At 61.5% G+C, this 14,512-nt stretch carries 9 protein-coding genes and 1 pseudogene; 4 read left to right on the forward strand and 6 right to left on the reverse strand.

Annotated features, from left to right (window positions below):
* Positions 1-10 precede the first annotated feature (10 nt).
* Genes A2J01_RS33730 through A2J01_RS33740 form a run of 3 tightly spaced genes read right to left on the reverse strand, consistent with a single transcriptional unit; the run spans position 11 to position 4,306 of the window.
* Entirely contained in the window at positions 11-1,393 is a 1,383-nt protein-coding gene (locus A2J01_RS33730) for a condensation domain-containing protein (RefSeq protein WP_050654765.1), read from the reverse strand.
* Positions 1,393-2,859, reverse strand: a complete 1,467-nt coding sequence (locus tag A2J01_RS33735) for a condensation domain-containing protein (protein ID WP_058037779.1) — start codon at positions 2,857-2,859, stop codon at positions 1,393-1,395. Before A2J01_RS33735 ends, A2J01_RS33730 begins: the two co-directional genes overlap by 1 nt.
* Entirely contained in the window at positions 2,792-4,306 is a 1,515-nt protein-coding gene (locus A2J01_RS33740; protein WP_058037780.1) for a condensation domain-containing protein, read from the reverse strand. The genes A2J01_RS33735 and A2J01_RS33740 overlap by 68 nt, the downstream gene beginning before the upstream one ends.
* A gap of 470 nt (positions 4,307-4,776) precedes the next feature.
* Between A2J01_RS33740 and sthA the strand changes: the two genes are divergently transcribed.
* Positions 4,777-6,189 (forward strand): Si-specific NAD(P)(+) transhydrogenase, encoded by a 1,413-nt coding sequence (gene sthA, locus A2J01_RS33745; RefSeq protein WP_054188916.1) that lies wholly within the window; start codon positions 4,777-4,779, stop codon positions 6,187-6,189.
* Between the two features lie 151 nt (positions 6,190-6,340).
* A complete protein-coding gene (locus A2J01_RS33750; RefSeq protein WP_003940348.1) occupies positions 6,341-7,243 on the forward strand; it encodes a hypothetical protein in 903 nt (300 codons plus the stop codon).
* A gap of 328 nt (positions 7,244-7,571) precedes the next feature.
* Here the strand turns inward: A2J01_RS33750 and A2J01_RS33760 are convergent, their stop codons facing one another.
* Positions 7,572-7,829: a hypothetical protein gene (locus A2J01_RS33760; RefSeq protein ID WP_054782014.1), complete on the reverse strand. Its 258-nt coding sequence runs from the start codon at positions 7,827-7,829 to the stop codon at positions 7,572-7,574.
* A gap of 50 nt (positions 7,830-7,879) precedes the next feature.
* Positions 7,880-8,881, reverse strand: coding sequence for a helix-turn-helix domain-containing protein (locus tag A2J01_RS33765; protein WP_230691730.1), 1,002 nt, complete (start codon positions 8,879-8,881; stop codon positions 7,880-7,882).
* 364 nt (positions 8,882-9,245) lie between these two features.
* Between A2J01_RS33765 and A2J01_RS33770 the strand changes: the two genes are divergently transcribed.
* Positions 9,246-11,765 carry a helix-turn-helix transcriptional regulator gene (locus A2J01_RS33770; protein ID WP_030535290.1) on the forward strand — a complete coding sequence of 840 codons (2,520 nt, stop codon included), beginning with the start codon at positions 9,246-9,248 and terminating at the stop codon, positions 11,763-11,765.
* Positions 11,766-11,771: 6 nt separating this feature from the next.
* Here the strand turns inward: A2J01_RS33770 and A2J01_RS33775 are convergent, their stop codons facing one another.
* Complete coding sequence (locus tag A2J01_RS33775) at positions 11,772-12,527, reverse strand: MerR family transcriptional regulator (RefSeq protein WP_030535291.1); 756 nt, start codon at positions 12,525-12,527, stop codon at positions 11,772-11,774.
* Between the two features lie 321 nt (positions 12,528-12,848).
* On the opposite strand from A2J01_RS33775, the pseudogene A2J01_RS33780 reads away from it, so the two are divergent.
* Positions 12,849-14,512: pseudogene (locus A2J01_RS33780) on the forward strand (thiamine pyrophosphate-dependent enzyme); the annotation flags it as partial.

The raw sequence follows: 14,512 nt of genomic DNA on the forward strand, positions 1-14,512 counted from the left end.
GGCCGTTCGTCTACGGCGTCGACAGGATCTCGGAGACATGCGAGAGGAAGGTGTGCACTGTCCGGGTAGCGGGCGCAGGAAACCTGGTCCGCACTGCCAATCCGTCGTGAGTTCGTGAGAACCAGAACTGAACGTCGTCGGCGTTCGAGACGCGACTGAGTTGCTGCGGATTGATCGGCGCAGGCTGTGATTCGCTGGACTTTGATTTACGGGGGCGAGATCCACCGGGCATGGTTCGGTAGTCGGCGTAGGACACCGAGAAGATGTCTCTGCGAGTGGGCGAAACCTCGGGCCCCAAGCTCCGCAAAACCTGCCTCGACGACACGGACGACAGTGAAAGTGACTCGTGGAAAGCGAGATTGACTGCCCGGGCAGTGCTGTGAAGATTGTCCATGCTCGTCACGGTGATGGGCGCATTGGCTACCAGCCATCCGAAGGTGTGGTTGTGTCGCGGTTCCCGACGCGTGTGAACAGGGAACAGTAGGTGCGTGTCCCTCTTGCCGGTCAATTGTGTTGTGGCCAAACCGATCGACGCAAGAATTGCACCGAACGAGGAGTGTCGATGATCGGCGCAGTTCTGGTCGAACAGCTCTGCTTCGTCGGCGTCGAGGAGCATTCGGGTGTCTGTGCCCTGGGGCGACATCGCCCCGGCGGGCAGTCCCAGATCTACGGGAAAATGGGGAGTGTCACCCCCGCATGCTCGGAGGAAGGACCGCCAACCCGCAATCCGGTGGTCACCGGGCTCTGGATCCGCGGTTGCCGATTCCCGGAAGCAGTAGTTGAGGAAACTCCCGGGCTCCGGAAGGAGATCAGACGCGATCGGATCACGGTCCGCCCGCGTGTATTCGCGATACAGAGTGCTGATCTCGGTAATTGCGATGCTCATGGACCAGCCGTCGCAGATGGCATGGTCGAACCCGCAGACCACTGTCGACTGGTCCTCGCGGGTGATGGCACCGAGAAAGTACGCGGGAAACGCGAAAGGATTGCACCATCGATCCAAGCGCTCGCCCAAGAGTTCTCGCACCTGCTCCGGTGTTCTCGCGTCAGCCACTGTTTCCTCACGCAGGCGCAGATCGCCGACGTCGGCGACGTCGACGAACAGTGCCGAGGATTCACCCGATTCTTCGGCCTGGGAGAACGAGCACGACAGGGCGTCGTGACGGGACGTCCATTCCTCGAAGCTGGCCTTGAGTGCGTCCGTGTCGATGGGGCCGGGAACGTCGAAAGTGGCAGCGAGCCAAGTCGTATCGCCGCGGCTGCCGGCAAGATGCAGCTGCTGATTGGAGGTCGGGGGAACCGGATACGTCGTTCCGGTGGAGATTTCGCTCGGCGTCCACTGCAGAATGCGGCCCGGCCGTGCCTCGAACCTGTCGAGAAACGTGATGTGCATCAGGCGGTCTCCACTTCCTGACGTGCATCCGCCTGACGCACGACACGGTAGTCGCCGGTATCAGCGACCGTTCTCAGGACGTTGCGAAGGTGTCGTAGGTACCGATTCACCGATGTGTGCGCCTGCTCGGTGTCCGGAAAACTGACCATCACGTACGTACGGTCTTCCTTCCGGTTGATCCACATCGACAGATCACCCGTCGTTCCTGGCCCACCCAGTGCCCGCGCCTCGAGTTCGTCATGGTGCTCGGCACCTGGAATCAGGCGCATGTCGATGTACGACACCATCGGCGGGACCGAGGTTCCACCGATGTCGGATCCGGTCAACTTCGACACCTGGGCGATCACCGAGTGAATGGACACGTCCGCGAGTCCCTTCACCGCAGCGCGAGCAGCGTGGGCAAGGGGGAGTGCATCGGTAAAGTTCGTGACACCGCTCAGCGTGAACGAGACCGGGACGAGATTGATGAACCAGCCTTGGGAATAGAGGTATCTCGGATCGGAGCGAGTGCCGACTGCGTTGAGCGCGAAGTAGTTCGCTCGATCCGCAACTTCGATCTCTGTGAGGGCGAGGGCTGCGAAGATCCCCGTGGAGAAGCCGACGCCATTGGACTTGCACAGCGCTGCGAACGCGGCTGACTCGTCGCTGTCGAGAACGTCGATGTGTGTGCGGGTCGACCGGGCCTGTTCGCCCCGCGCGACACCGAGGTCGAGGGGGAACGTCGGGAGTTGGCCGGCGTTGGCGGCGAGAATCGAAATCCACTGCTGCACAGGCGCTGCGGCCAGGTCGAGGTTCCCCGCGGATGTCCGTTCCTCGCCGCTGTACTCGACGTAGCTGCCGGGAGAGGGAAGTTGAGCCTCGATGCCGGCGCTTTCGGCGATGTACAGCGCACGAAGTTCTTCGACGCCCAGCATCAACGACAGGCCGTCGGTGTGCGAGTGATCGACGCCGTAGTAGACGGTGAAGCCGGCGCCGTGCTCGACGACGCCACTGATGAACGAGGGCCATTGCAATGGGCTGGTATCGCCGGCGAAACTTCGGCTCACATGCTCGCGAACCGCATCTGTCGTGTTCAGAGAACCGACGCTGTGCGGCGTGAGTTCGATCGTCGACGCATCCACCACGTGACGGTCGATGACCCCGCTACCGTCGGGATCTTCGGATGATCTCACCTCGAACCAACTGTGCAGTGTGTTGTGCCGCAGGACAAACGCCTGGACCGCCCGACGCAGTGCCTCCCGATCGAGATCACCGGGCAGAGTGAACGTGAATCCGATCCACGGTGACCAGTCGACGCCTTGTGCGCGCTTGTGATCGGCGGTACGAATGTGTCCTTCCTGTAGGAACGAGAGCGGTTGGTCGCTCCGCGGTGCCCCGGATGCCGCCGCCAGGGATTGTTCAGTAGGCCTGAACTCGGTGAGCGTCCCGGCTTTCGGTGCCCAGAGATCGATGGGTGTCATTTCCATGAGAGTTCTCCTCGATCGGTGCAGCGGTATTGATCGGTACGGCGGTGTTGGTCGGAGGTGCGAAAGTGTCGGTCGAGAAGGCAAAGTCCTCCATTTCGCGGCGTAGGAGTCCCGCGAACTGATGGATGTGGCGGCTCGTGCGCGCGTTGCCCGGGTGGCGTATGGCCAGATTCAGCCCTTCGGGAGTCCGCGTGAGCCAGATGTAGACGTCGGTTCCCGAATGATCTCGACTACGAAGGCCCCTGGTCTGCCAGCTCGTCCATTGCTCGGCACCAGGAACGTGACGAACGTCCATGTACGAGAGCACGAACGGCAGGTGCTGCGGGGAGTCGATCAGCTCGCACACTTTCGAATACGGCAGTGCCGCGGCGGGGCGGACGCGCCGTATCTCCGTGCCGGCAACCTTGGCCAGATCGCTCACGGTTGCGGCGGGGGCAATCGGAATCCTCACCGGCACAACACCGATGAACCATCCCAGCGACGCGGCCCATCGAAGCTCCGAACGGGTGTGTTGCGGCACGACGACGCGGAATTCGTCTGCACCGGTGAGATCGCCGGTCACCTTGGCCGCGCACGCGAGTATCGCGGCCAGGAATCCTTGGTTGCTGCGCTTGCTCGCTTCTGCCAGGCGTTCGGCTCCCCGGGCGCTCAGAAGCCAGGCGGACAGGCTCTGCTGAGGGACTCGGCGTCCGGTGACCGGTTCGGGTAGCGCTGGAAAGTACGGAGCCTCGCCCTGCGCGTAGAACTCGCGCCACGTCTGCACTGCCGGGTGAGAGCGGTCCGCGTGTCCCACGAGATCTCGTTCCTTGGTGCCGAAGTCGATGTAGCTTCCGGTCTCCGGCGGCGAGGGAGGGCTTCCCTCGCTCAACGATCGGTAGATCGTCTGCAGTTCGTGCGCGGTCAACGCCACCGAATATCCGTCCAGCAGAGCATGATCAGCGGCAAAAACCACGGTGAAGTGGTTGGGGCCTTCGATCGTCGCGAACTGATACGCAGGCCAGACAAGTGGATCGGTCGATCGGTCGAGCAGTTGCTGCAGATGCGTGAAGACAGACATCGAGGACGCAAGGTGTCCGACCTCGGCGCCCAGAATCCGAACGTCTCCAGACGCCGCGGTGCGTCGGACTATCGTTTCGCCCTCCACGGCGACGTGTGTTCGGAGCACTTCGTGGCGATCGATCCAGTGATCGAGAGCGGCCGCCCAGGTCCTTCGGTCGAGTCGGTCGTGGATGCGAAACGAGGTGCCCAGCCACGACGGAGTGCACACGTCGGTCTGATGGTGCACCTGCCGTTTCGCCTGCTCGGCATGTTTCAAGTGTGCCTCGTGTATGTAGCTGGCGGGACGCTGGTCGACAGGCCACAGCTCGGGCGGATTCACCGCGGCGGGAGTCCACTCGGTGACGGTCCCTGGAGGTAGGGGATAGTCGGCAAGTTCCGTGAATTCCATTGGGAAACCTGATCTCTCGAGATGGCGAAAGGTGGGGATCGTGAACGGGGCGGATGTTTGTAACCGAGAGTGACAGATGATTAGTCAAGGCAAGTAGAACGCGGCCCGAGGCTCCGCGCAACTGCTTCGGTGCGGGATGTGACGAGGAACATTCCGCTCGTTATTTCGGACAATTCGAATACTGGACATCCGGTTTACGGCCCTGGTCACCTGTCAGTTGATCGATCAATCACTCTGTGGTGAAACAAATTTCAACAGACCGTTGTGAATTCCGTCGGCGACGAAGCATGTGCGCATGCGAACGTCGGAATATGTTTATGTGTAGCAAGTTTCGTATAGATTCGGCTGTATCTCTTTTAATTGCAACAGGGTTCGTGTACTGCCGTCGTGTCGTTTCGGCGCGCGGATTGTTCACCGAGTATTGACATGCTCGGCATCTGCCGGTCGTATGCAGACGGTATTTCTAAGCGATGACTGATCCGATGGAATACGACCTGGTTGTGATCGGCTCCGGCCCGGGTGGGCAGAAGGCTGCCATCGCGGCGGCCAAGCTGGGTAAACGGGTAGCGATGGTCGAGAAGGGCAACATGCTCGGGGGAGTGTGCGTCAACACCGGCACCATTCCGTCGAAGACGTTGCGTGAGGCGGTTCTCTACCTCACCGGGATGAACCAACGCGAACTGTACGGCGCGAGTTACCGCGTCAAGGAGAACATCACTCCGGCCGACCTGCTGGCGCGAACCCAGCATGTCATCACCAAAGAAATCGAAGTCGTTCGATCTCAGCTTCTGCGCAACCGCGTCGAATTGTTGATAGGGGTCGGCTCGTTCGTCGACGAGCACACCATCCTCGTCGAGGACTCCTCGCGCGGAGACAAGATGACGATCACGGCGAAGTTCGTCGTGATCGCGACCGGAACGTTGCCTGCTCGCCCGGCGGGGGTGTCCTTCGACAGTCACCGGGTGCTCGACTCCGACGGAATCCTCGATCTGACCTCCATCCCGACCACCATGGTCGTCGTGGGCGCGGGAGTGATCGGTATCGAGTACGCATCGATGTTCGCGGCACTCGGCACCAAGGTCACCGTCGTCGAGAAGAGGACGTCGATGCTGGACTTCTGCGACCCCGAGGTCATCGAATCGCTTCGATTCCATCTACGCGATCTGGCGGTCACTTTCCGATTCGGTGAAGAAGTGACGGCCGTCGACGTCGGAGCGAACGGAACGCTCACGACGCTGCGCAGCGGCAAGCAGATTCCAGCCGAGACCGTGATGTACTCGGCTGGACGGCAAGGCCTCACGGCGCCACTCGCGCTGGAGAACGCCGGGCTCGAAGCCGACGAACGTGGCCGTATCTACGTCGACGACAATTTCCGCACCAAGGTCGAACACATCTACGCCGTCGGTGACGTCATCGGATTCCCGGCGTTGGCGGCGACGTCGATGGATCAAGGTCGACTCGCGGCCTATCATGCCTTCGACGAACCAGGCGCGAAGCTGATGGATCTGCAGCCGATCGGCATCTACTCGATTCCCGAGGTGTCGTACGTGGGCGCCACCGAGGTCGATTTGACCAAGGAATCGGTGCCGTACGAGGTCGGGGTTTCCCGATACCGCGAACTCGCACGCGGGCAGATCGCAGGCGACACCTACGGGATGCTCAAGATCCTGGTGTCGACGGATGACCTGAAACTGCTCGGTGTTCATATCTTCGGCTCGGGTGCAACGGATCTCGTGCATATCGGCCAAGCGGTGATGGGGTGCGGCGGGACCGTCGAATACCTTGTCGACGCCGTCTTCAACTATCCGACACTGTCCGAGGCGTACAAGGTGGCGGCGCTCGACGTCATGAACAAGATCAGGGCTCTCAAGCAATTCCACTAGGGGTCGGGGTGTCCCCAGGTACCGGTCAGGGGCGGTCGGTGTACTTCTCGGGTAGCACTTGTTCGAATACCTGAGGGTGATGTCAGGCCTGGGGAAATAAGGCAGGGTCTATCTCCATGACCATTGCCCAGGAACTTCGTGTGGAATTTCGATGCTGATCGGACTGATTGCCGCGATCGTGGCATGCGTCGGGTACGGCGTTGCATCCGTGCTGCAAGCCTACGGCGCGCGCAAGTCGGCAGCTGCCGCCGAGCAGCGTGGCGAGGCCGGACACGTGACGGCGTCGGGTGGCCCGACCTTGCGTTCGACGTTCGCGGCCGCGCTGACGGCGTCGTTCATCCTGGGCACCGTGCTCGATGCGGTCGGATTCGCCGGAAGTGCCATCTCCGCGCGGCTCATTCCACTGTTCTTGTCGCAGACAGTGGTCAGTGCCAATCTCGTCATCACGGCAGTGCTGGGGACCGTGGTCCTCGGCATCCAGTTGCATCGTCGCGACTGGTTCGCGATCGCTGCGGTGATCGGATCGCTCCTGCTGCTCGGATTGTCGTCAGGTCACGCGGGCGGTGGGAGTTCCAACGACGTCGTCCATTGGGGTGTCCTCGTGGGCTCGGCGTTGATCTTGCTGATCGGCATCGGTTTGATCCGATGGTTGGGCTCACGCGCAGCAGTTGTCGCCGGGTTGATCTCGGGTGTGCTGTTCGGCTGTCTGGCCATTGCCGTACGCGTGGTCTACGGAATCGATCCGTTCGAAATCGGTACGATGCTCCGCGATCCGGCCGGCTGGGCGATCCTCGTTTCGGGCCTGGGCGGTTTCTATCTGCACACGGTGGCGCTGCAACTGGGATCCGTCAACGGAGCGACAGCGGCTCTGGTTGTCGGCGAGACGGTGGTTCCGGGAATCGTCGGCGTCGTGGTGCTCGGCGACGCGTCGAGACCGGGCCTGGAATGGCTTGCCGTGGTCGGCTTCGTCGGGGCAATCGCGGGCGCCGTCGCCGTGGCCGTCTTCGGCGCGGCGAGCCACGAGGAGAAACCGGTCGAAGAAGTGACCGTCTGATGCGGTAGCGAAAAGCTGTGCTGTTCGACCGGTCAATTGGTAACGGAAACCGCGTTGTCGCAGATAGTTCCAGCGCGCCCCAACGTCCCGCATACGTTGTGCGGTCACGGGCAGCGGGACGAAGAACGGAGGAAAGTGATGAGCAGCTTGGATATTCAACGCTGGTCGAACGACTTCACCGCGCTGACCAAGGTCATATCGGAAGGCATCGAGCAGTTTGTTCTCCGGTTCATTTCCAGCTGAAGTGATCTGAGCTCGTTGCCGGGTGCGGATAGTTCAGTCGTCGCTTCCGCGGTTCGAGTGATGAATTGCGATGAAATAGAGGTTCTTACGGCGTCTGGGAGGCCTGGGCGGGGGCGAGCAGGTAGGAGAACACGTACGTAACTGCGGCGATGACCGCCAGTACGATCAAGGACATCGGGAACCCTGCGGCATCTCGCACCGGGTCACCAGTAGCGACGACAGCCGACATGAACAGTCCTATCCAGGACCAGGCTCCATCTCCGACTATCGGGATCATCACGGCGACACCTGTGACCGCACCTGTGAGCGCAGCCAGACTCAGTTCCTTGTCGACCCAGCTCATGGATCAACTAGAACACAGGCACGCTCGCGAGGCTGTGGAGTATCTCGGATTCAGGGGCTGAAGAACTCGAGTCGGCGGCGCAGGCGTGCGATCGACGGGTCCCCGATCGTGCGTCTGCCGTCGGTTCGGGCTTGGCTCGGGGTCATCCCGTAGAAGTCCTTGAACGCTCGCGCCAACTGGGATTTCGAGGTGAAGCCGCATCGCAGGGCCAACGCTTCGATCGTTTCGTTCGGCATCTCGGTTCTGGTCAATTCGCGGTAGACGAGTTCGAGACGCTTCCGCCGAATGACAAGAGCTATTCCGCCGTCGGATGCGAATGCGCGATAGAGCTGTGCCCGGGAGACGGACAATGCTGCGCACATGCTCGTCGGGCCGAGCCAGGTCTCCGAGAGATGCTCGGCGATGTGGGCGTACGCACGATCGCGGAGAGAGTGATCGGGCCGCGGCGACAGATCAGGTTCGGCGATACCCAAACTGACACGAAGGAGGGAAGCGACGACGTCCTCGTAGCCGGCCGCAGCATCGGGATCGAGATGCGGTAGCGCGAGTACGACCGATTGCATGCACTGAGCGAGCACGACGGCAGGAACTCCGCGCAGTACCGTCCCGTGTAGAGAACGACCCTTCGACTCGGCCTCGACGAGGGAACGCGGTGCGAGGAGCGTGATGGTGCGCCCTGTCGATTCCGCCTCCGCGTCGGCGGTCCAGGTACGCCCGAGGTCGAAGAATGTGACATCGCCTGGACGTGCGACGAAATCGACTCCGTCGGCGTTGCCGCTCAACTGCCCGTCGAGGACGACCTGGACCATGTATTCATCGTCGAGTCCGCTCTCGGCGATCAGCCGATTGTTTCGGGTGTACTTCTGTGCGTTGAAGGTAGTTTGACCGATCAACGAGGTTCCGATGGAAAGCGCTGTGATCGAGCCTTCGAGAGATGTGTCAGGGTCAATTCGGTCGGTGACGAAGAACGGACGTGTGACACTGCGCCAGAAGTCGTCGGCGTCCGCAGGATCGACCGATCGGGTCGACACGCGGATGCGGGCGGAATTCATCGACACGCGGGCATGATATGTCAGATCCCGCAGGTCGCAGTCACTCTCCCGCAAATAGACGTCAATAGTGACCGAGCCCACATAATGAGACAAATCGGGCGTATTTGTGAGACGGCCAGTGCTCGCGTGTCGCGGCGAAGCTGTCTATGTTGTTCGTTATGGGTGGACAGGTTGGGAGTTCGATGCTCGAACGAAATCTCGAGTTCGGCGGGGATCGACTGCTCGTTTGTCGGCCATCATGACGTCCACTTCGAATCGATCGCAGCTATCTCGAGCAAAGCGAAATCCTCGAGGAAGGGGCACGCTGCAAAGGCGGCTTGCCGGGCGTGGAGCCACGGCGATTCGTCCCCGCCTCCTCGGATTGATGGAACGCTCGGCGGGATTGACTGTCATCGATTCGCCGCTTGGGTTCGGCAAGACGGAACTCGCCGCGTTGTGGCTCACGACTCTCGGGCAGGTGCCGAGCAGACCGGTAGTCTGGGTGCCGGCGCCATCGCATCGGATGACCCCCCTCGAGTACTGGAACACCGCGCTCGCAGTAATTCAGGATTCGCTGGAATCACTCGAGGCCCCGCCACGAATGCGCGAGGATCCAGTGGGCGCGATCGAATCACTCCTCGACTCGTCGCCCGCACCATTCGTGTTGGTGTTCAACCGCATCGACCTGGTTGAGGGTGACGAGGTGGGACGCCGAATCGTGGATCTGATCGTGCGGCTTCCCGGATTGAAAGTAATCGTCACGCTGCAGGATCGGTCTGCGACGGACTTGCTCGAAGACGTCCGTGTGGACGAGTACCTGTGCGCGAACGACCTCAGATACACGCTCGACGAGTCCACCGTTCTGTTCGCGGAGGCAGGGATTCACCTTCCCTCGGGCATCGTCCATTCGATCTGTGAACGCGTCGCCGGCGTTCCCGTGCTGATGAAGGTTGCTCTGAGTGCGGTTGCGGGGCTGAGTGAACCGAGCCGTGGACGCGAACGCGTTCAGCAGCGAGTGGACCAGGCGATCCACGCGTACGTCAGTCGGACCGCTCCTCGGTCGGGCAAGTCGCTCGAGTTGTTCGACTTCGCGACTACGATCGCCGCTGCCCGCACGGTGACACCAGAGATCGCTCGTGTCTTGTCCGACGATCTTGACGTGGAGGGCAAACTGGACTTGCTCGAGTCTTTCGGTCTGATCTTCCGGAATGGTTTCGAGGGAGAACCGTCCTGGTACTTCGCGCCGTCAGTTCGACTGGCATTCATACAGATACGGGCCGAACAAGGGGATGGATTCGAAGATCCCTTCCAGGTTCTCGTCGATCACGCTCTCGGGACTTCGGATATAGCCGGTGCCGTTCACTACGCCTTGGACGGACGCAAGTGGACCAGGGTGCTCGACATACTCGAGCGCCACTGGGCTGATCTTCTGGTCGATCACACCGGATTGGTCCGGACTGCGTTGCAATCCATACCCGGTGACGTACTCAGTTCGAACCCTTCGATTCTGGTGGGTCGTGACCTGCTCGAATCACGTCTGCGGCCGCAGTTGATCAACGGCGATTCATTACCGACGGAACCGGCGGAATTGCGTGCGATAGGTGGTAGTCCGCATGCGCACAGCTTGTTGAACGTCGGAACTGTCCAATCGGTGGTGCTGAGAACATCCGGTAAGTACCAACGCTCTACCGAGATCACGCGCAAATTGGCGCACGTCGTGTACGGCCTCGGCGACGAGTCGTTGGGCGCGTTGGGGTCTCAACTGCCCGCCCTGCGGCTGATCTGGGGGGTCTCGCATCAATTGACCGGTGACCTCGGTGATGCCGCGGTGGAATTGCGACTCGCCTATCAAGGTGCGGTGCAACATGGTCCGGAGTTCGTCCTGCGTCACGCCGCAGGCAATGCCGCGCTCAACTCCGCGCTGATCGGGGACGTCGCGCACGCGACGGACTGGCTGCACCTGGAAAGCACACACCCGGACGTTTCGGGATGGTTGGGACCGCCCTCGCACATGGGGGGAGCGATCGCGCGGGCACTGGTGGCGTGCGACAGCGTGGACCTGCACGCCGGAGCTGCCGCGATGGACGCACTCGCCGAGGTTACACCGCCGGGCGACCTGTGGGCGTTCGCGGCCTACACTTACACCAGATTTGCACTGCTGCAATCGGACCCGTTCTCGGGGCTGATTTCCCTCCAGCGCGCAGTGGCAACGCACGGGCACGTGAATCCGTGTGAACGATCGCTCGGTGACGCGCTTCTCACCGCGGCACGTATCGATCTTCTGTTGGCGTCCGGGGAGGGTACCAAGGCGCTGGAAGAATCAGTCGCTGCGCCACATACGTTTGCAGTTGTCACGGTCTCCGTGGCGCGGACGCATCTCCTGACCGGGTCGCCGTCCCAGGCATTGGAATTGTGCCGCGAAATCGACTGGAGCGGGCAGTATCTCACGAGGTTTCGGCTCGAATCTCTGCTGATCGAATGCGCTGCTCTGTGTGAACTGGGCAGGATCCCCGCTGCCGCGAGTACATGGGAGGAAGCTCGCGGACTGCTCGAAACCTCCGGTGTCCTGTCGGCCCTGGCGACGATACCGCGTGATCTGATCAGGCAACTCGAAGATCGGGCCGAGGGCTCGAGCAGTGCCGTCGCGACCTTTCTCGAATCCGAAGCGGCGCAGATATATCCGGCGGCCATCGTTCGGGTCCAATTGACGAAACGGGAGATGGACGTTCTCGTGGAACTGGGTCTCGGCATTCCGATCGGTGAGATCGCGCGGCGGTTGTTCGTATCCAACAACACGCTGAAGAGTCACCTCCGAGCCTTGTATCGCAAACTCGGTGCACATTCCCGGGAAGAGGCTGTCGCGGCAGCGCACCGACACAACCTCCTCGGCAGTGGGCAGGACTGATCGGCGTCAGTGCAGATTGCGCTCGGCGTAGACCTTCATCGCGTCACGGACCAGCGAAGCGGTGCCTTCTCCGTACTTGTCGTAGTTTGCAGTGAAGCGGGGATCGTCGACGTACATCTGGCCGAGTCCGGTGAAGGCGTCGGCGCTGGGAGTCCTTCCCTGCCAACCGATCTTTATCCACTCGAACTGTCTTCGGGTAATCGTCTGGACGTCGTCGCTTTCCGCGGACAGCCCCGCTGTCAGTGCTTTTCCGAATGCCGCTGCGATGTCGGCTTGAGCTTGCAGATGAGCTTTACGGTCCTGCTCCGACATCGACCGCCACCAGTTGTCGCCGCTGGTGTAGGCGTCCTTGCCCCAGCGCTCGATGACCTCGTCCTTGTATCGGGTGTGGTCGAACCCGTCGAAAACATCTTCCGGCATGAGTGATTCACCATTCTTCGTCTTGTTCAAGGTCCTGTTGACCGATTCGATCTGTCTCGAGATCCGCGTGCGCTCTTGCTCGAGGAGTTCGAGGTGCGTACGCAGTGCGGCGGCCGTATCGCGTTCGCCGGTGAGGACTTCGGCGATGGCCGGCAATCCGAGTCCGAGTTCCCGAAGTAGAAGGATGCGTTGCAGTCGCACCAGGGCGTCTTCGTCGTAGAAGCGGTAGCCGTTGGCGCCGATGCGACTCGGTTCCAGGAGTCCCAAATCGCCGTAGTGACGCAGCGTTCTGCTGGTGGTACCTGCGGATTTGGCGAGTTCTTGGATGGACCATTCGCTCACGTGGAGTTCCTACTCTCGGATCGGTTGTGCTCATTCAGCATGCAAGTTGACGTTGCGTCAATGTCAAGAAAGTTCTCGGTGTGCATTGTCGGGAACGTTTTATGTCCGTTTCGCCGTAGCGCCACGAACGGGTCTCCAACTGATTGATTCGATGACCTAGGTCACGTGATTTGGCTCACAAATTGTCAATTTGAATAGTTGAACAAGCCTCTGTTGACGCTTTCACATACCTCGACCACGATCATCTGAACAGATCGAGTTACGCGGTTGTTGAAAATGCACGGTAGTTGAAATGCACTGCAGACGGAACGGTGGTCCACGATGACTGAACTGGTGTCGGGCGTAGCCCAGGCCAAGCCCTATGACCTCGATGATCGGTACCGGTCGGGATCGGGACCGGTGTTGCTGACCGGTGTTCAGGCAATTGCACGCGGCTTCGTCGAGCAGCACGTTCGCGACATTCGGGCAGGTAAGCGTATTGCCACCTTCGTCTCCGGTTACCAGGGCAGCCCCCTCGGTGGCGTCGACAAGATGCTTCACGGCATGCCCAAGGTTCTCGCCGAGCACGACATCACCTTCATCCCTGGCTTCAACGAGGAGCTCGCCGCCACGGCGGTATGGGGAAGCCAGACGGATCTCCCTGCCGGAACCGCGACCCACGACGGCGTGACCGGCGTCTGGTACGGCAAGGGCCCCGGCGTCGACCGCGCTACCGACACCATTCGCCACGCCAACATGTACGGCGTGAACCCCAAGGGCGGCGTCGTCCTCCTGGTGGGCGACGACCCCGCGTCGAAGTCCTCCACGGTTCCGGCCGTCAGCGAGCGCTCGCTTGCCGCGATGGGCGTGCCGGTTCTCTTCCCACGCAATGCCGAAGAGATCATCACGATGGGTATGCACGCCGTTGCTCTCTCGCGTGTCTCCGGTTGCGTCGTAGCGCTGAAGATCGTCGCCGACGTCGCAGACGGTGCCTGGACGATCGACGGCAGCATCGCGGACTTCGACATCGTGGTTCCGGAAGTGCAGTTCGAGGGCAAGCCCTTCGTCTACAAGCAGCGTCAGATGGCCGCGCCGCCGGACAGTGTCATCGCCGAGGCCGATCTGTACGGCCCGCGATGGGATCTTGTGCACGCGTACGGAACTGCCAACAAGCTCGATGTGATCGAGGTCAACCCCTCCGGTGCGAAGATCGGTATCGCCGCCACCGGTACAACTTTCGACTCCGTCCGTCAAGCTTTGGCAGACCTCGGCGTCGATGATGCCGCACTGCACCGCGCCGGGATCCGTCTCCTTCGCATCGGAATGTGCTACCCCGTCGTGGGCGAGAAGATCAAGGAGTTCGCCGAAGGCCTCGAGCAGATCGTCGTGGTCGAGGACAAGACCGCGTTCATCGAAGCTCAGATCCGGGAAGTCCTGTACGGCACCGACGATGCCCCTCGCATCATCGGCAAGCGTGACGGCCAGGGCCGTCTGCTCATGCCTGCCAGTGGTGAACTGACCGCAGGCCGGCTGCTCGCCCCGTTGCGCCGCGTACTGAAGCCGCACGTCGAGCTCAAGCGCACCCTCCCGGCCCCGCTGTCGCTCAACGTGCTTTCCGCCAAGCGAACCGCGTACTTCTGCAGCGGGTGCCCCCACAACCGTTCCACCGCTATCCCCGAGGGTTCCATCGGCGGCGGCGGAATCGGTTGCCACACACTCGTCACCATGTCCGGCCGTGAGGACAGCGCTGTCACCGGCCTGACGCAAATGGGCGGCGAGGGCAGCCAGTGGATCGGGCAGGCACCGTTCACCGACGTGCCTCACCTGTTCCAGAACATCGGCGACGGCACCTTCTTCCACTCCGGTCAGTTGGCTGTCCAGGCATGCATCGCCGCAGGCGTGAACATCACCTACAAGTTGCTCTACAACGAAGTAGTGGCGATGACCGGTGCACAGGACGCGGAAGGTGCCCTCTCCGTTGCTCAGCTCAGCCACAAGCTGACCAC

Source organism: Rhodococcus sp. EPR-134 (assembly GCF_001647205.1).
Lineage (GTDB): Bacteria > Actinomycetota > Actinomycetes > Mycobacteriales > Mycobacteriaceae > Rhodococcus_F > Rhodococcus_F qingshengii.

What these genes read in the sequence shown, in the direction of transcription:
- A2J01_RS33765 (WP_230691730.1), bottom strand. Translation starts at nt 8,881, where the DNA reads ATGAATTCCGCCCGCATCCGCGTGTCGACCCGATCGGTCGATCCTGCG.
- A2J01_RS33750 (WP_003940348.1), top strand. Translation starts at nt 6,341, where the DNA reads ATGCTGATCGGACTGATTGCCGCGATCGTGGCATGCGTCGGGTACGGC.
- A2J01_RS33740 (WP_058037780.1), bottom strand. Translation starts at nt 4,306, where the DNA reads ATGGAATTCACGGAACTTGCCGACTATCCCCTACCTCCAGGGACCGTC.
- A2J01_RS33770 (WP_030535290.1), top strand. Translation starts at nt 9,246, where the DNA reads ATGGAACGCTCGGCGGGATTGACTGTCATCGATTCGCCGCTTGGGTTC.
- A2J01_RS33760 (WP_054782014.1), bottom strand. Translation starts at nt 7,829, where the DNA reads ATGAGCTGGGTCGACAAGGAACTGAGTCTGGCTGCGCTCACAGGTGCG.
- A2J01_RS33730 (WP_050654765.1), bottom strand. Translation starts at nt 1,393, where the DNA reads ATGCACATCACGTTTCTCGACAGGTTCGAGGCACGGCCGGGCCGCATT.
- sthA (WP_054188916.1), top strand. Translation starts at nt 4,777, where the DNA reads ATGACTGATCCGATGGAATACGACCTGGTTGTGATCGGCTCCGGCCCG.
- A2J01_RS33735 (WP_058037779.1), bottom strand. Translation starts at nt 2,859, where the DNA reads ATGGAAATGACACCCATCGATCTCTGGGCACCGAAAGCCGGGACGCTC.